This is a genomic window from Methylopila jiangsuensis, assembly GCF_027922305.1.
GTDB classification, from domain to species: Bacteria; Pseudomonadota; Alphaproteobacteria; order Rhizobiales; family Methylopilaceae; genus Methylopila; species Methylopila jiangsuensis.
Genome location: NZ_BSFK01000003.1, coordinates 14,914 through 32,149 on the forward strand (window position 1 = coordinate 14,914; position 17,236 = coordinate 32,149).

At 70.6% G+C, this 17,236-nt stretch carries 13 protein-coding genes and 1 pseudogene; 9 read left to right on the plus strand and 5 right to left on the minus strand.

What is annotated here, in order from left to right:
* The first annotated feature begins 6 nt into the window (after nucleotides 1-6).
* Nucleotides 7-981 (plus strand): NADPH:quinone oxidoreductase family protein, encoded by a 975-nt coding sequence (locus PKE85_RS00695; protein ID WP_271202873.1) that lies wholly within the window; start codon nucleotides 7-9, stop codon nucleotides 979-981.
* Nucleotides 982-1,111: 130 nt separating this feature from the next.
* On the opposite strand, the gene PKE85_RS00700 is transcribed toward PKE85_RS00695, so the two are convergent.
* Complete coding sequence (locus tag PKE85_RS00700) at nucleotides 1,112-1,618, minus strand: disulfide bond formation protein B (RefSeq protein WP_271202874.1); 507 nt, start codon at nucleotides 1,616-1,618, stop codon at nucleotides 1,112-1,114.
* Between the two features lie 264 nt (nucleotides 1,619-1,882).
* On the opposite strand from PKE85_RS00700, the gene PKE85_RS00705 reads away from it, so the two are divergent.
* Both PKE85_RS00705 and PKE85_RS00710 read left to right on the plus strand, forming a co-directional pair.
* Nucleotides 1,883-3,127, plus strand: a complete 1,245-nt coding sequence (locus PKE85_RS00705; RefSeq protein ID WP_271202875.1) for an HlyD family secretion protein — start codon at nucleotides 1,883-1,885, stop codon at nucleotides 3,125-3,127.
* A gap of 27 nt (nucleotides 3,128-3,154) precedes the next feature.
* Nucleotides 3,155-4,810 (plus strand): DHA2 family efflux MFS transporter permease subunit, encoded by a 1,656-nt coding sequence (locus PKE85_RS00710; RefSeq protein ID WP_271202876.1) that lies wholly within the window; start codon nucleotides 3,155-3,157, stop codon nucleotides 4,808-4,810.
* Between the two features lie 9 nt (nucleotides 4,811-4,819).
* Here the strand turns inward: PKE85_RS00710 and PKE85_RS00715 are convergent, their stop codons facing one another.
* Genes PKE85_RS00715 through PKE85_RS00725 form a run of 3 tightly spaced genes read right to left on the minus strand, consistent with a single transcriptional unit; the run spans nucleotide 4,820 to nucleotide 7,808 of the window.
* Nucleotides 4,820-6,070: an SfnB family sulfur acquisition oxidoreductase gene (locus PKE85_RS00715; protein WP_271202877.1), complete on the minus strand. Its 1,251-nt coding sequence runs from the start codon at nucleotides 6,068-6,070 to the stop codon at nucleotides 4,820-4,822.
* A gap of 11 nt (nucleotides 6,071-6,081) precedes the next feature.
* Nucleotides 6,082-7,197, minus strand: coding sequence for a dimethylsulfone monooxygenase SfnG (gene sfnG / locus PKE85_RS00720; RefSeq protein ID WP_271202878.1), 1,116 nt, complete (start codon nucleotides 7,195-7,197; stop codon nucleotides 6,082-6,084).
* Nucleotides 7,198-7,232: 35 nt separating this feature from the next.
* A complete protein-coding gene (locus PKE85_RS00725) occupies nucleotides 7,233-7,808 on the minus strand; it encodes an NAD(P)H-dependent oxidoreductase (RefSeq protein WP_271202879.1) in 576 nt (191 codons plus the stop codon).
* Nucleotides 7,809-8,045: 237 nt separating this feature from the next.
* Between PKE85_RS00725 and metX the strand changes: the two genes are divergently transcribed.
* The 5 genes from metX to PKE85_RS00750 all read left to right on the plus strand — a co-directional run bounded on the left by metX (nucleotide 8,046) and on the right by PKE85_RS00750 (nucleotide 14,433).
* Nucleotides 8,046-9,227, plus strand: coding sequence for a homoserine O-acetyltransferase MetX (gene metX, locus PKE85_RS00730; RefSeq protein WP_271202880.1), 1,182 nt, complete (start codon nucleotides 8,046-8,048; stop codon nucleotides 9,225-9,227).
* A gap of 46 nt (nucleotides 9,228-9,273) precedes the next feature.
* Nucleotides 9,274-9,861: a septation protein A gene (locus PKE85_RS00735; RefSeq protein WP_271202881.1), complete on the plus strand. Its 588-nt coding sequence runs from the start codon at nucleotides 9,274-9,276 to the stop codon at nucleotides 9,859-9,861.
* Between the two features lie 256 nt (nucleotides 9,862-10,117).
* Nucleotides 10,118-10,939: a DUF1194 domain-containing protein gene (locus PKE85_RS00740; RefSeq protein ID WP_271202882.1), complete on the plus strand. Its 822-nt coding sequence runs from the start codon at nucleotides 10,118-10,120 to the stop codon at nucleotides 10,937-10,939.
* 113 nt (nucleotides 10,940-11,052) lie between these two features.
* Complete coding sequence (locus PKE85_RS00745; RefSeq protein WP_271202883.1) at nucleotides 11,053-13,494, plus strand: GcvT family protein; 2,442 nt, start codon at nucleotides 11,053-11,055, stop codon at nucleotides 13,492-13,494.
* Nucleotides 13,495-13,551: 57 nt separating this feature from the next.
* Nucleotides 13,552-14,433, plus strand: a complete 882-nt coding sequence (locus PKE85_RS00750; RefSeq protein WP_271202884.1) for a choline kinase family protein — start codon at nucleotides 13,552-13,554, stop codon at nucleotides 14,431-14,433.
* 16 nt (nucleotides 14,434-14,449) lie between these two features.
* Here PKE85_RS00750 and PKE85_RS00755 read toward each other — a convergent pair.
* Nucleotides 14,450-15,352: pseudogene (locus PKE85_RS00755) on the minus strand (ATP-binding protein); the annotation flags it as partial.
* A gap of 59 nt (nucleotides 15,353-15,411) precedes the next feature.
* On the opposite strand from PKE85_RS00755, the gene PKE85_RS00760 reads away from it, so the two are divergent.
* The gene (locus PKE85_RS00760) at nucleotides 15,412-17,118 is read left to right on the plus strand and encodes a recombinase family protein (protein ID WP_271202885.1); all 1,707 of its coding nucleotides are present in this window, start codon (nucleotides 15,412-15,414) and stop codon (nucleotides 17,116-17,118) included.
* Nucleotides 17,119-17,236: the final 118 nt, after the last annotated feature.

Below are 17,236 nucleotides of genomic sequence, written 5' to 3' on the forward strand. Positions count from 1 at the left end.
AACCCCATGAAAGCCGTCCTGTGCTCCGAGCTGTCGGGGCCCGCAGCGCTGACCTTCGCCGACCTGCCCGCGCCGGAGCCCGGCCCCGGCGAGGTGGTGGTGGACGTGGCTTACGCGGCGCTGAACTTTTTCGACACGCTGATCACCGCCGGCCGCTACCAGACGAAGCCCGCGCTGCCGTTCTCCCCCGGCGGCGAGATGTCGGGCGTGGTGGCGAAGGTCGGTCCCGGCGTCGCGGACGTCCGGCCGGGCGACCGGGTCGCGGCCTATCTCGGCTACGGCGCCTGCCGGGAGCAGGTCGTGGTCCGCGCCGAGGCGCTGACGCCCGTGCCGGACGGCCTGCCGCTCCACAAGGCGGCGGGGATCATCATCACCTACGGCACCACGCTGCACGCGCTCGCCGACCGGGGCGACCTGAAGCCCGGCGAGACGCTGGCGGTGCTGGGCGCGAGCGGCGGCGTCGGGCTCGCCGCCGTCGAGATCGGCGCTCTGCTGGGCGCCCGGGTCATCGCCTGCGCCTCCTCCGCCGACAAGCTGGCCTTCGCCCGCGAGCGCGGCGCGCACGACGGGATCGACTACGCGCGCGAGGACCTGAAGACCCGGCTGAAGGAGCTGACCGACGGCCGGGGCGTGGACGTGGTCTACGACCCCGTCGGCGGCGAGGCCACGGAGGCGGCGGTGCGGGCGCTGGCCTGGCGCGGGCGGCTGCTGGTGATCGGCTTCGCGGCGGGCGACATCCCGAAGTTGCCGCTCAACCTGCCGATGCTGAAGGGCGCGGACGTTCGAGGCGTGTTCTGGGGCGCCCACACCGAGAAGGAGCCCGAGGCCCACCGGGCCGAGCTCGCCCGCATCTTCGCCTGGGCGGCGGAGGGCGCGATCTCCGCCCATGTGGACGCGGTGCTGCCGCTCAGCGAAACCGCGGACGCCATCGGCCGCATCGCCCGCCGCGAGGTCCGGGGGAAGATCCTGGTCCGGACCTGAGAGCCGCGCGCAGGCTCGAACCCGCCGTCGTCCCGAGCGTGTCCGGGCGCTCCGATCCAAAGGTCGCCGGTCGCCCTGGCGCCGCGGAGCCGGGAGCGGGGGCTTCGGACGCGGACGGACGTTCGCGCCGTCAGCCCCGGCGGGCGCCCCAGAGCGAAAGCCCGGCCAGCGCCGCGGCGATCAGGGCGTTGTAGCCTGCGAGCGACAGGCCGAGGAACCGCCAGGCGGCGCTGTCGCAGGGCACGATCCGTGTGCCGCGCATGCTCTCCATCAGGCCGCCCACGGAGGACGGCGCGGCGTTCGCCCCGGCGCAGCTCGCCGGGCCCGGCCAGAAGCTCCACTCCACGCCGGCGTGGTAGAGGCCCAGTCCTGCGCCCACGGCGAACAGCAGCGCGGTCAGGCCGAGCGCCGCGCGCGCCGCGCCGGGGTGGCCCGCCTTCGCCAGCAGCGCCGCGGCCAGCGCCAGCGGCAGGCCGAGGTAATAGGGCCAGCGCTGCCACAGGCAGAGCATGCAGGGCACGTAGCCGAACCCGTGTTCGAACGCCAAAGCTCCGCCGATGGCGGCGGCGCCGGTGACGGCGACGGCGAGCGCGAGGACGGCGAGGCGGGGACGGGCGGGGGAGAAAGCGGCGGTCATGGCCTCTGTCATGACGTATCCGCGCGGTCCTGTCTTCCCCAACCGCGCCCCGCGCGGCGAGCCGGCCTGCGAGGACGCGATGCTCCCGGTTGCGCCCTGCGTTTATGCAACGGCGTCGTGCAACGAAACATTGACCGAACCGTTCAGTCAGCGTTGCCGGCCGCGTGGCGAATGTGGTAATGAGAGGGTGTGACCGAACCGTTCGGTCATTTGCGCGTTGTGTCTCCGATCCGAACTCATCCGTTGAGGAGAGGCGAAGCCGTCATGGCTCAGTCTCCGCTGTCCAGCCGAGAGCCGTCGGGCTCCGTGGCGCGTCTCGCGCCGCGGCGGGCCGCGGACGATCGCGCCCCGGGGACGGTCGCGCCAGCCGAGGAGGCGCGGGAGACGCAGGCGCCCGCGGCCGAGGCCCCGGCCCGCAAGGGCGGCGCGTCGGGCGGGTCGCGCAAGAGGCTCATTCTGACGGCGGTCGCGGCCCTCGCGCTCGGGCTCGGCGTCTGGCAGGGCGCGTCCTACTGGATGACGGGCCGCTTCATGGTCGAGACCGACGACGCCTATGTGGGCGCGGACATGGCGCTCATGTCGCCGAAGATTTCCGGCTATGTGGCCGAGGTCGCGGTCGAGGCCAACGCCCGGGTGGCGGCGGGGCAGCCGCTGGTGCGGCTCGACGACGGCGACGCCCGGCTCGCGGTGGAGGCCGCCGACGCCCGCATCGCCACCCAGGCCGCCTCGCTCGCCCGCTTCGACAGGCAGATCGCGGCGTCCGACGCGCAGATCCTGCAGGCGAGGGCGCAGCAGGCCTCCGCCGGCGCCGACCGCGCCCGCGCGGCCTCCGACTACGACCGCGCCCAGCAGCTCGCGAAATCGAGCTATGGCAGCCGGCAGACGCTGGATCAGGCCAAGGCCGACCGCGACCGCACCGTGGCGGCGGTGGATGCGGCCGACGCCGGCGTCGTGGCGGCGGAGGCCAACCGCGCGGTGCTCGAGGCCCAGAAGGGCGAAGCGGAGCGTCAGCTCGGCGAACTGCGCGTCGCCCGCGCCCAGGCCCAGCGCGATCTGGACGCCGCCGTGATCCGCGCGCCGTTCGAGGGCGTGGTGGGCAACCGCTCGGTCCAGGCGGGCGATTACGTCACGCCGGGCAAGCGCCTGCTCGCCGTCATTCCGCTCGACCGCGTCTATGTGGACGCGAACTTCAAGGAGACCCAGCTTGGAGACATCGCCGTCGGCCAGCGGGTGACGCTCGCCGTCGACGCCTATCCCGAACACGACGCCCATGGCGTGGTGGACAGTCTGGCGCCCGCCTCCGGCGCGGTGTTCAGCCTGCTCCCGCCCGAGAACGCCACGGGCAACTTCACCAAGATCGTCCAGCGCGTGCCCGTGCGCGTCCGCATCGATCCCGACGACGTGCGCAAGGGCCGGCTCCGGCCGGGCCTGTCCGTCGTGGCGACGGTGGACATCCGCACCACGCCCTCGACCCCCGAGCTCAGCGCTTCTTCCCCCGCGAAGCGCTGACAGGCCCCCGCGTCCGGAACCGGGCCCATGAGCGACGACGCCGTCCCCCCCGGCGACGACAGGCGAGCCGACACGCACCGCGTCCCCCGCGCGTCGGCTTCCTCTGCGCTTCCGGCTCCGGACGCGGGACTGGCCTCCTCCGAACCCGAGGTCACGCCGCGCCGCCTGATCGGCTTCTTCGCGCTGATCTTCGGCATGTTCATGGCGATCCTCGACATCCAGATCGTGTCGTCGTCGCTGGCCGAGATTCAGGCCGGCCTGTCCGCCAGCCCGGACGAGATCTCCTGGGTCCAGACCAGCTACCTGATCGCCGAAGTGATCATGATCCCGCTGTCCGGCTATCTCGGCCGGGCGCTGTCCACGCGGGTGCTGTTCTCGCTGTCGGCGGCGGGCTTCACGCTGGCGAGCGCGCTCTGCGCCACCGCCACCACCCTGCCGGAGATGATCGTCTACCGCGCGCTGCAGGGCTTCATCGGCGGCGGCATGATCCCGACCGCCTTCGCCGCGGCCTACGCCATCTTCCCGAAGCGCATGCAGCCCATGATCATGGCGCTGGTGGGCCTGACCGTGACGCTCGCGCCCACCATCGGCCCGACGGTGGGCGGCTACATCACCCAGCTGATGTCGTGGCACTGGCTGTTTCTGGTCAACGTCGTGCCAGGGATCATCGCCACCGTCATCGCCTGGACCATGGTGGACTTCGACCGGCCGGACCACAGCCTGCTGCGCCGCCTCGACTATGTGGCGCTGATCGCGCTGGCCGCCTTCCTCGGCGGGCTCGAGTACGTGCTGGAGGAGGGCGCAAAGGACGACTGGTTCCAGGACGAGGCCATCCGCTGGCTGAGCGCGGTGTCGCTGGTCGGCGGCGTCGCCTTCTTCTGGCGCTGCTTCACGGTGGAGGAGCCGCTGGTCGATCTCGGCGCCTACCGCGACCGCAACTTCGCGGTCGGCTCCGCGCTCACCTTCGTGCTCGGCGTCGGGCTCTACGGCCTGACCTATCTCTACCCCGTGTTCCTCGGCCGGGTGCGCGGCTACGACTCGCTGCAGATCGGCGAGACGGTGTTCGTCACCGGCCTGTTCATGTTCGCGGCCGCGCCGCCGGTCGGCATCCTGTCCCGCAGGATCGATCCGCGCTGGCTGATCGGGCTCGGCTTCTGCGGTTTCGCGCTGTCCTGCCTCGAGCTGACGTGGCTCACCAAGGACTGGGCCTTCGGCGAGCTGTTCTGGCCCCAGGCGCTGCGGGGCGTGTCGCTGATGATGTGCATGGCGCCCATCAACCTGCTGGCGCTCGGCACCCTGCCGCCGGACAAGCTGAAGAACGCCAGCGGCCTGTTCAACCTGATGCGGAACCTCGGCGGCGCCTTCGGCCTCGCCTTCATCAACACCTTCCTGAACGACCGGCAGGACCTGCACATGGCGCGGCTCAGGGAGAGCGTGGTCTGGGGCCGGCAGGCGGCGGAGGAGACGATAACCTCCATGACGCAGGCCTTCTCCGCCCGGCTCGGCTCCGACGCGGAGCTCGCGGCGGTGAAGCAGATCGCGCTGAGCGTGCGCCGGGAGGGGCTGGTGCTCGCCTTCTCGGACCTGTTCCTGGCGCTCGGCCTGCTGTTCGCGGCGCTGGTGATCCTGACGCCGCTGCTGAGGCGCCCCGCCGCGGACGGCGGGGCCGCGCCGGGGCACTGACGGCGCCGTTCAGCTCCAGGCGTGCAGCGGCGGGTTGACGCCGTTCAGCGCGTGGTTGCCCACGATGGCGTATTTCCAGCGCACCGGATCGTGCAGCGTGTGGGTGCGGGCGTTGCGCCACAGCCGGTCCAGATTGTGCTCGGCGAGCGTGGAGCGGGTTCCGGCCAGCTCGAATAGCCGGTTGGCGGCGAGCAGCGCGATCTCGGTGGAGAGCACCTTGGCCTCCGCCGTGGCGATCTGGGCTTCGGCCACCGTCTCGGCCGTCGGGTCCGCGACCGCCCGGTCGATGGCGCGCCCGGCCGCCTCCTGCAGCGCCTGCGCCGCGCGCAGCCGGATCTTGAGGTCGCCGACGGCGTGGATCACGTAAGGGTCGTCCGAGGCCCGCTCCTGCCCGCTGTCCACCCAGGCGCGGGATCTGGAGCGGATGAAGCGGATGGTCTCGTCCAGCGTGTTGCGGGCGATGCCAACGTCCACCGCCACCTGGATGATCTGGAAGATGGCGCCGTCCGCGGTCGGGCGGTCGTAGCCCCTGTAGCCGGGCGCGAGATGGGTCTTGGGCACGCGGACCTTGTCGAGGATCACCGTCCCCGACAGCGTGCCGCGCTGGCCGAAGGCGGACCAGTCGTCGATCACGGTCAGGCCCGGCGCGTCCCGCTCCGCGATGGCGTACCAGGCCCGGCCCTCGCCATCGAGCGCCACGATCGGCACGTAATGGGCGAGCAGCGCGCCGGAGGCGTAGAACTTGCGGCCGGTGACGAGAACGTGGTCGCCCTCGTCGGTGAAGGTGGTTTCGAAATCCGCCGCGCGCTTGGAATTGAACTCCGAGAAGGCGTTGCCGAAGCGGGCGCCCCTCAGGATCTCGCCGAACAGCAGCGCCTGCTGCGCCTCGTCCGAGACCGTGCGGATCGCCGCCACCACGCCGAGATGGTTCTGGGCGATCTGGCCCACCGAGCTGTCCGCCGCCGAGATGATCTCGATCGCCTTGGCGAGGGTGGCGTAGGACACCTCCGGGCCGCCGAAGGCTTTCGGCACGTTGATGGACCACAGCCCGCTCTGGGAGAACAGGTCAAGCTCGGCCAGCGGCCAGACCCGGTTGCGGTCGCGCTCGCTGGCGCCCGGCGCGATCTCGGCGGCGACGCGTTCGGCGACCGCAAGGGCCTCGGCGTCGTCGCGGATCACATGGGCCGGCGCCGCGGGGCGCTTGGGGCCGGGAACGCCCTGGGGCTCGGCGCCCACGAGGGACAGTTTGGCGGTGCTCATGGAAAACCTCCTCAGGCGGCGGCGGAGACGGGGCGGCGCGCGGCTTCAAGCTCGCGCACCAGCGGGATGACCTCGCGGCCGAAGAACTCGACCTCCTCCTGGAAGTGCAGGAAGCCCAGCAGCACGAGGTCCACGCCCGCCTGCTTCAGGTCGAGGATGCGTTCGGCGATCTGGCGCGGCGTGCCGATCAGGTTGGTCTTGAAGCCGTCGTTGTACTGCACGAGGTCCTCGAACGAGGACTTGGCCCAGTTGCCTTCGCCTTCGGGCGAGGCGGCGCCGGCGTTCTTCACCTCGTGGCCGAAGGCCTTCACGGCCTCCGGGTTGGCGTTGGCGACGATGGCGTCCACCACGCCGCGCGCCTCTTCCTCCGTGCCGCGGGCGACGGCGAAGGCGTTGACGCCGATCTTCACCCGCCGGCCCAGCTCCGCGGCTTTGGCCTGCACGTCGTCCACCTGCTTGGCGACGTTCTCCGGGGTGTTGCCGTTGGTGAAGTACCAGTCGGACACCCGTGCGGCCATGTCGCGCGCGGCGCGGGACGAACCGCCCTGGAAGATCTCCGGCTGCGGATCGAGCGGCTTGGGCTTCAGCGCGTAGTCGCGGAACCGGTAGAAGTCGCCGTTGAAGGTGAACGTGTCCTCGGTCCAGATGCCGCGAAGCGCGCGGATGAACTCCTCCGAGCGGCGGTAGCGCTCGTCATGGTCGAGCCAGGGCTCGCCGATGGCGGCGAATTCGCCCCGGAACCAGCCGGACACCACGTTGACCGCGATGCGGCCGCCGGTGAGGTGGTTGATGGTGGCGAGCTGCTTGGCGGCGAGCGTCGGGTTCCAGGGCCCAGGCAGCAGCGCGGCGATGACGGTGAGCTTTTCGGTGGCGGCGGCCAGCGCGTGCGAGAACGCCACGCTCTCGTGCTGGTTCTCCGCGCCGTAGCCGGCGGTGAAGCGGATCTGGGTCAGGGCGTAGTCGAAGCCGGCCTTCTCCGCGATCTGCGCCAGCGTGCGGTTGTAGTCGATGCTCCAGTCGGTGCGCTGCTCGATGTTGGAGATCACCAGCCCGCCGGACACGTTGGGGACCCAGTAGGCGAAGCGGATCGGTTCGTCAGGGCGCGGGGGCTGTCGGGTGTCGGCCATGGGCGGCCTCCTTGCGTTCGTTCGGACAGGAAAGGTCAGGCGTTGGGGAAGAGCTGCGCCGCCCGCGCCGGCACGGGCGAGCGCGCCAGCGCCTCCACGGCCTCGCCGATCAGAAGGTCGGCGCGGGCGCGGACCAGCGGGTCGGCGATGTGGCCGTCGCGATGCTGGCTTTCGGCGACGTAGAGGCCGGTGGGCAGGGTGCGAGCGCCGAAGAAGCCGAACAGCGGCCGGAACTGGTGCTCCACGACGAGCGCGTGCCGGTCGCCGCCGCCGGTGGCGATCAGCCCGACCGGGACGCCCGCGAGCGCCCGGTGGTCGATCAGGTCGATGAAATGCTTGAACAGGCCGCTGTAGGAGGCCTTGTAGACCGGGGAGGCCGCGAGGATGAGATCGGCCGCCTCGATCTCCCGCAGGCGCTGCTCCAGCGCCGGCGAGGCGTCGCTCCGGGCGCGCGCCAGCCCCAGATCGCCGGCCAGCTCGCCCACGTCGATCAGCGTCACCCGACCGCCGGCGCGCTGCACGATGGCCTGCACCAGCTCCTCGAGCAGCACGCGGGTGCGGGACTGCGCCGACGGGCTGCCGCTGAGGGCGACGATGCGCGGCGCGGTCATCGGAATCCCCGGGAGTTGAGAGGCGTGCGCAAGGGCGGCATAGGGGCGCTCCTCATAAAAATATATAATCTAGTGAATTACTCAAATGTGTTGTGGTCGAGCTGTCAACAGCCTTCATGGGCTCGCGACGAAAGTCGCAAATGGCGCGCCTGCCTGCCCGCAGGGACGCCTTTGGCGTTGACAGCGCGCCGCGCCGGGTCTTCACCTCCCCCTCCTATCTGCAGACGCGAGGGGCCCTTGGGCGAAGCCACGATCGAGCGGACGGTGCATGAGACGGCGCGGCGCGAGGCCGACGCGCCGCGCAGCCTCGTCGCGCGCCTCGACCGGCCGCTGACGCTCGAATCCGGGGCCGTGCTCGGCGGCGTCCGGGTCGCCTACCAGACCTATGGCGCACTGAACGCCGAGCGCTCCAACGCGGTGCTGATCTGCCACGCGCTCACCGGCGACCAGCATGTGGCGAACGTGCATCCGGTCACCGGCAAGCCGGGCTGGTGGTCCACCATGGTGGGCCCCGGCCGGCCGATCGACACCGAGCGCTTCTTCGTCATCTGCTCCAACGTGCTCGGCGGCTGCATGGGCACCACCGGCCCGGCCTCGCTCAATCCCGAGACCGGCGAGCCCTATGGGCTCGACCTGCCGCTGGTGACGATCCGCGACATGGTGGCGGCGCAGGCGGCGCTGGTCGACCATCTGGGCGTGCGCGACCTGTTCGCGGTGGTCGGCGGCTCCATGGGCGGCATGCAGGTGCTGGAATGGGCGGCGAGCCACGGCGACCGGGTGTTCGCGGCGCTGCCCATCGCCACCGCGGCCAAGCATTCGGCCCAGAACATCGCCTTCCACGAGGTGGGCCGGCAGGCGGTCACCGCCGATCCGGACTGGCGGGAGGGGCGCTACCTCGTCGAAGGCGCGATCCCGCGCAAGGGCCTCGCGGTGGCCCGCATGGCCGCGCACATCACCTATCTGTCGGAGCCGGCGCTGCAGACCAAGTTCGGCCGCAACCTGCAGGACCGGGCCGCGCGCACCTTCGGCTTCGATGCCGACTTCCAGATCGAAAGCTATCTGCGCCACCAGGGCCAGAGCTTCGTGGAGCGGTTCGACGCCAACTCCTATCTCTACGTCACCCGCGCCATGGACTATTTCGACCTCGCCGCCGACCACGGCGGCGTGCTGGCCAAGGCGTTCCAGCGTTCGAAGACGCGGTTCTGCGTGGTCTCCTTCACCTCCGACTGGCTGTTCCCCACCGAGGACTCCCGCCAGATCGTGCATGCGCTCAACGCTGCGGCGGCCAACGTCTCCTTCGTGGAGATCGAGACCGACAAGGGCCACGACGCCTTCCTGCTCGACGTGCCGGAGCTGATCGCCACCACGAAGGGCTTCATCGACAGCGCGGCGCGGGCGCGCGGGCTGCCGCCCGCGTGACGCTTCGCCATCATGGCGCCGCGTCCCGCGGCCTAAGGTTCAGGGCATGACATCCAAAGACGCGCCTAAGCCCCACGCCCACCCGCTGCTGAAGCTCGCGCTCGAGCTCGGGCCGCTGGTGGTGTTCTTCCTCGCCAACAGCCGCACCGACCTGTTCACCGCCACCGCGGCGTTCATGGCGGCGACGGTGGCGGCGCTCGGCGTGTCCTGGGTCCTGCTCCGGCGCGTGCCGGTGATGCCGCTGGTCTCGGGCGCGGTGGTGCTGGTGTTCGGCGGGCTGACGCTGGCGCTGCAGGACGAGCTGTTCATCAAGCTCAAGCCCACCATCGTGAACCTGCTGTTCGCGGCCGCGCTGTTCGGCGGGCTCGCCTTCGGCCGGCCGCTGCTGGCGGTCGCCTTCGACCAGGCGTTCCAGCTCACCCATGAGGGCTGGATGAAGCTGACCTGGCGCTGGGCCGTGTTCTTCGTGTTCCTCGCCGTGCTGAACGAGGTGGTGTGGCGCACCCAGACCACCGATTTCTGGGTGGCGTTCAAGGTCTGGGGCGTGATGCCCATCACCATGATCTTCGCCATGGCCCAGGCCCCGATCCTGCAGCGCTACGCCCTGCCGCAGCGGGACGCCGCCGCCAAGTAAGACCCCCCTCCACGCGCGGCGCCCCCCCCCCCCCGCCGAGGCCCCCTGCCGGCGGTGGGAAACCGCCGGGCGCGCCGTCACGCCGCTGTCGCGCGGCTGGCGCGACGCCGATTCGGGTGGCACCATGGTGTGCATTGCACCGTGGCGTCGGCGTCGAAAGGCGGGGTCTATGGGAGTGATCGGTCCGCTTCGCAGCATATTCCGCCGCGCGCGCCGCCGACCTTCGCCCCGAACTCCCGCTCTCGCGCCGATCGTCATGCGCCGCCTAGCGGCCGCCGTGATGGCGCTCGCCTGCGTTGCGCCCGCCGCCCGGGCCGCGCAGGGCGATGCGCCGGTGGACCTTGAGCTCGTGCTGGCGGTGGACGTCTCCTACTCCATGGACGTGGAGGAGCAGCAGATCCAGCGCGACGGCTACGCCGCCGCCATCGTCTCCCGGCCGGTGCTCGACGCCATCGGGCAGGGTCTGATCGGCCGCATCGCCGTCGCCTATGTGGAATGGGCCGGCGCGGACGACCAGCGCGCCATCGTGCCCTGGCGGCTGATCGACGGTCCCGACAGCGCCCGGGCCTTCGCCGCCGAACTCGCCGCCCAGCCGCTCAGGCGCTCGTTCCGCACCTCGCTGTCCGGCGCGCTCAGCCATGGGGTCCGCCTGTTCGAGAACAACGGCTACGACGGCCTGCGCAAGGTGATCGACATCTCCGGCGACGGCCCCAACAACCAGGGCGCGCCGGTGGAGGCGGCCCGGGACGAGGCGGTGGAGCGGGGCGTGGTGGTCAACGGCCTGCCGCTGATGCTGAAGCGCCAGACGTTCGGCTTCGTCGACCCGACCGAACTCGACGTCTACTACCGCGACTGCGTGGTGGGCGGCCCCGGATCGTTCGTGCTGCCGGTGCGCGCGGTGGAGCAGTTTCCCGAGGCGGTGCGCACCAAGCTGGTGATGGAGATCGCCGGGCGCGCGCCAGATCCCGACCCGGGCCCGGCGCCGGAGCGTCCGGTGACGCGGCCCGCCTCCGCCGACGCGCCGCACGGCGTCTGCTCCGACGGCGAGCGGCTGTGGCGCGAACGCTTCGGCGAATGATGCGGCGAAAAATCCACACAAAACCACATTAGTTGTGGTTCAACGTTGACATGAATGTCGGGCTTGGGCCTGATGCGGGCGTTCAATCCGCGCCACGCCCCAAGGACCGCCCGATGGCCGATTTCCCCACCCAGGCCCAGATCGTCATCGTCGGCGGCGGCATCATCGGCTGCTCCACCGCCTACCACCTCGCCAGGCTCGGCTTCAAAGACACGGTTCTGCTCGAGAAGCACAAGCTGACCTCGGGCTCCACCTTCCACGCCGCCGGCCTCGTGGGGCAGCTGCGCTCCAACGCCAACATCACCCAGCTGCTGGGCGAGAGCGTGAAGCTCTACCGCACGCTGGAGGAGGAGACCGGGCTCGCCACCGGCTGGAAGATGAACGGCGGCCTGCGCCTCGCCTGCACCGAGGAGCGCTGGACCGAGGTGAAGCGGCAGGCCACCACCGCGCGCTCCTTCGGGCTGGAGATGCACCTGCTGTCGCCGAAGGAGGCGCAGGAGCTGTGGCCGCTGATGGACGTCTCCGACGTCATCGGCGCGGCCTTCCTGCCCACTGACGGCCAGGCCAACCCCTCCGACATCACCGGATCGCTCGCCAAGGGCGCGCGCATGAACGGCGCCCGCATCCTTGAGGACACCACGGTCACGGGCTTCCGCATCGAGAACGGCCGGGTCGTCGCGGTGGAGACCGACCGCGGCCCGATCGCCTGCGAGATCGTGGTCAATTGCGCCGGTCAGTGGGCCCGCGAGGTGGGCGCCATGGCGGGCGTGAACGTGCCGCTGGTGTCGGTGGAGCACCAGTACATGGTGACCGAGCGCATCGAGGGCGTGACCTCGACCCTGCCGACGCTGCGCGATCCTGACCGCCTCACCTACTACAAGGAGGAGGTGGGCGGCCTCGTCATGGGCGGCTACGAGCCGAATCCCATCGGCTGGGCGCGGGACGGCATCCCCGCCGGGTTCAACTTCCAGCTGCTGCCGTCGAACTTCGACCATTTCGAGCCGCTGATGGAGCTGGCGCTCGGCCGCGTGCCGGCGCTGCAGACCGCGGGCGTGAAAGAGCTGATCAACGGCCCCGAGAGCTTCACCCCGGACGGCAACTTCATCCTTGGCCAGGCGCCGGAGCTGACCGGCTTCTACGTGGGCGCGGGCTTCAACGCCTTCGGCATCGCCTCCGGCGGCGGCGCGGGCAAGGCGCTGGCGGAATGGATCGCGGGCGGGCGGCCGCCTTACGACCTGTCGCCGGTGGACATCCTGCGCTTCGGGAAGAACGCCTCCGACGTGGAATGGGTGCGCGCCCGCACGCTGGAGGCCTATGGCAAGCACTACACCATCGCCTGGCCGCACGAGGAGCACGACAGCGGCCGGCCGCTGCGGCGTTCGCCGCTCTACGACCGGCTGGCGGCGAAGCGCGCCGTGTTCGGCGAGAAGCTGGGCTGGGAGCGGCCCAACTGGTTCGCGGGCGAAGACGAGGAGCCGCGCGACCGCTACACCTTCGGCCGGCCGAACTGGACCGGCGCGGTGGCGCGGGAGCACGCGGCCGCGCGCGAGGCCGTGGCGCTGTTCGACCAGAGCTCCTTCGCCAAGTTCCTGCTGACGGGCAGGGACGCGGAGGACGCCATCTCCTGGCTCAGCGCCGCCGATATGCGCCGCCCCGTGGGCTCCGTGCTCTACGCCCCGATGCTGAACCCCAGGGGCGGCGTCGAATGCGACCTCACCGTGGCGCGGCTTTCCCCCACCGACTACTACCTGATCGCCGGCACGGGCGCGGCCACCCGCGACTTCGACTGGATCCGCCGCAACCTGCCCAAGGGGCTCGACGCCAGCCTGGTGGACGTGACCTCGGCCTATGCGGTGCTGGCGCTGATGGGCCCCAACGCCCGCAGGCTGCTGGAGCGCGTGACCCGGGACGACGTCTCCGACGCCGCCTTCCCCTTCGCCGCATGGCGCAGGCTGAACCTCGCCGGCGCGCCTGTGACGGCGCTGCGCATGACCTTCGTGGGCGAACTCGGCTACGAGCTGCACGTCCCGGTGGAGTTCGGCGCCGCGCTCTACGACGCCCTGACCGCGGCCGGCGCCGATCTCGGCCTGACCGATGCCGGCTACCGCGCCATCGAGACGCTGCGGCTGGAGAAGGGCTACTGGGCGACCGGCGCCGAGGTCGGCCCCGACCACTCCCCGTTCGAGGCCGGGATCGGCTGGGCGCTGAAGCTCGACGGACCCGAGCCGTTCCTGGGCCGCGAAGCGGCGGAGGCGCAGGCCGCCGCGCCGTTGAAGAAGCGGCTCGCGGGCTTCACCGTGGACGATCCCGACGTGGTGCTGCTCGGCCGCGAGACCATCTACCGCAACGGCGAGCGGGTGGGGTGGCTGTCCTCCGGCGGCTTCGGCCACACCCTCGGCAAGCCCATCGGCTACGGCTACGTGCGCCGGGAGGGCGTGGACGAGGCGTTCGTGCTTTCGGGCGACTACGAGCTGGACGTAGCGACCGTGCGGGTTCCGGCCAGGGTCCATCTCGGCGCGCTGTACGATCCGGAGATGGCGCGTATCCTCGCCTGAGACGGCGGACAGCGAAGCGGGTGGGACGGGGGACGCGGCGATGGGGGGCTTGCGCGCATGACGGAGGGGGCGGCGCTCGACCGCGTCCGCGGGCTCGCCTTCTGGCGGGGCCCCGTGGACCCGCAGCCGCTCGGCGGCGGCATCACCAACGCCAATTTCGTGGTGGAGGACGCAGGCCGCAAATATGTGGTGCGGCTCGGCGACGACATTCCGCTCCACAACGTCATGCGCTTCAACGAGCTCGCCGCCTCGAAGGCCGCGGAGGAGGCCGGCGTTTCGCCTGCGGTGCGCCACGCGGAGCCCGGCCTGATCGTCATCGACCACATCGACGGCCGAACGTTTGGCGAAGCGGACGTGCGCGCCGAACTGCCGCGGGTGGCGGCGCTGATCCGCACCGCCCATCGCGAGGTGACGCGGCGCATCCACGGGCCGGCGCTCGGCTTCTGGACCTTCCACATCCTGCGAAGCTACCTGCAGGCGCTGCGGGACGGCGGCTGCCGGCTCACGGCCGACCTGCCGGCTTACGCCGCCCTGGCCGAGCGCCTGGAGACCGCGCTGGGTCCGACCGAAATCGTCTACGGCCACAACGATCTTCTGCCCGGCAATTTTCTCGACGACGGCGCGCGGCTGTGGCTGATCGACTGGGACTACGGCGGCTTCAACACGCCGCTGTTCGACCTCGGCAACCTCGCCTCCAACAACGGCTTCGACGCCGGCCAGCGCGACGCGCTGCTGGAGATCTATTACGGTCGCGCGCCCGACGACGCCCTGCGGCTGCGGCTTCAGGCCATGGAGGCGGCCTCGCTGCTGCGCGAGGCGCTGTGGAGCCTGGTGTCGGAGATCCACTCCAGAATCGACTTCGACTACCGCGCCTACACCGCGGAGAACCTCGCCCGGCTCGCCCGCGCCGTCGCCCGCTTCGACGAGATGGCGGGCTGAGGGGCGGGGCATGACGTCACGCCGCCCGGGCTTCGCGCGCGGGCGAAGACCGATAGGCCAGCGCCTCCGCCAGATGGGCGCGGCCCACGGATTCGGCGCCGTCGAGATCGGCGATGGTGCGGGCCACCCGCAGCACCCGGTGGTAGCCGCGGGCGGAGAGCTTGAGCGCGTCGGCGGCGTCCTGCAGCAGGCGACGGCCGGCGGCGTCGGTCCGCGCGATCTCCTCCAGCGCCGCGACGCCCACGTGGGCGTTGAGCGCCGACCCCGCGAGACCGAGCCCCGCGGCCCGACGGTCCTGCACCGCGCGGGCGGCCGCCACACGGGCCGCCACCGCCGCGCTGTCCTCGCTCGCCGGCGGCGCCATCAGGTCGGCGGCGGTGACCGCCGGCACGTCGAGCCGGAGATCGATGCGGTCCAGCAGCGGGCCGGAGATGCGGGACTGGTACTCCTCGGCGCAGCGGGGGCCGCGCCGGCAGGCGTGCCCGCCCTCGCCCCCGCCGCAGCGGCAGGGGTTCATGGCGGCGACGAGCTGGAACCGGGCGGGATAGGCGATGCGGTGGTTGGCGCGGGCGATCACCGCCTCGCCGGTCTCCAGCGGCTGGCGCAGCGCGTCGAGCGCCTGGGCGGAGAACTCCGGCAGCTCGTCCAGAAACAGCACGCCGTTGTGCGCCAGCGCGATCTCGCCGGGGCGGGGCCTTGCGCCGCCGCCCACCAGCGCCGCCATGGAGGCGGAATGGTGCGGCGCCCGGAACGGCCGCCGGTTGGTGAGCCGCCCGCCCGCGAGCTCCCCCGCCACCGAGCGGATCATCGCCACCTCCAGCAGCTCCCGCGGCGCGAGCGGCGGCAGCAGCGAGGGCAGCCGGCTCGCCAGCATGGACTTGCCCGCGCCCGGAGGCCCGGCGAGCAGCATGTTGTAGCCGGTATCATTTTGGCCATACAATCCTCCAAAGGCTTACCGACTTCGGGGATTCGCGGCCCATGCGTCCGGCTACTCGCGTTGAAAATCTTCCTACCGGCAGGCCGGTGCATCTAGCTTATCTAAGGGTATCGTCCGAGGAGCAGGCCGCCGGCCACGGTCCCGCTCGACAGCGCGATCTTAACCAGAGCTGGTTCGCTCGAGCCGGTCTGGCGATCGACGGAGTCTTCGAGGACATCGGCTACTCGGCCTTCTCCGGCGAGCACCTCCGATCGGGCCAGCTAGGTCGTATCGTCGCTGCGATCGAGGATGGCCGCATCGGCTTAGGCAGCACGATCGCGATGGAAAATCTGGATCGCCTGAGCCGCCAGAGCGCGCTTGAAGCCATCGAGCTCTATAGCCGGATCGTGCGCCGCGGCGTCGCGATCGTCACGAGCGCCGACGGGTTCCGCTACGCCGATAACGGGACCGCGGAAGAAAAAATGGTTAGCGTTATCATGAGCCTGATCCATTTTACGCGCGGCCACTCTGAGAGCTCGGTCAAAAGCGTCCGCGTCTCGAAAGCCTGGGCGTCTAAGGCCGAAAAATCCCGTGATAGCCTCACACCGCACGGGCAGCGCTGCCCCGCTTGGCTGCGTCTCTCGGCCGACCGGAAAAGCTACGAGTTAGTTCCCGGCCGGAAGGCGGTGATCGCTGACATATTTCAGTGGACGATCGACGGACTGGGCAGGCGCGCGATCACCAAGCGCCTGATCTCGACAGGGGTGGCGCCGTGGTCGCAAACCTCGGCGAAGCGGCAAAGGCCGGTCTGGAATGACAGCTACATCTCCAAGATTTTGACCGGCCGCGAGGTGCTTGGGGAGTATATCCCGACGAGCGGCGGCGCTGACTTGGAGCCCATCAGGGGCTACTACCCCGCCGCGATCGATCAGGCGACCCATCGGCGCGCCCAGAATGCGATGGCGTCGCGGCGCGGGAGCGGCGGCCGCAAAGGCGCAATGACTAACCTTTTGCAGGGCTTCTGCAAGTGCGCCACCTGCGGCCAGGGCATGACGATTATCGACAAGGGCGCCCGGTCGTCCGGCTTGAAGCTCGTCTGCCGCCGCGCCATCCTCGGCGACTGCAATAACGCCTTGCGCTACGACTATCTCCGCGCCGAAGCGGCAGTGATTTTCGGGCTTTCGACCGCATCCGACGACCTAATCGCCAAGGCCGCCAAGCGCTCCGACGAGGCGCATCGTGAGCGTGCGGATCGCGAGGCCGAGCTCGAGACCGTGACGTCAGCGATCCAGCGGCTTGTTCGCCGGATGGCCGAAATCGACGACCCCGCCTTGACGGGGATGCTCGCCGAATATCGCAAGAGCGCCACTTCCCTCGAAGCGACGATCGAGGGGCTGAGCGAGCGGATACGGGCCACCGACATCCACTCGGATTCGGATGGCGCCCCAGCAGCCACGATCGCTTTCTACAACCGTCTCGACGAGATCCCGGAAGATCAGCTGCCGGCCGCGCGGCAGAAGGTCAACCAGCAGCTGCGGGAACACATCTCCAAGGTCTCCTTCGACGAAGCCGGCCACGGGGTTATCCGCTTCAGAGAGGGTGACGGCGTCTCGGAATTTTGGCAAAGCGCTTGGAAACTTAGGGGCAATCGCGGGTCGTTCACGAGCCGGCTTGGCCCCGATGGCATCCAGCTGCGGGCCTTTCAGGCCCAGGTGACAATCAAAGACCACCCAGAATCTCGCGAAGTTCACCCAGAGAAATCGCGATGACTGGGTGAACTTCGGTGTGAACTTCGTCACGGCGAGGGTGATCTTCGGGCATTTTGGGCGCAATCGACGCAATCTCCGCCGCTCCGTGCGTCATATCTGATACATCTCTGGCGATTTC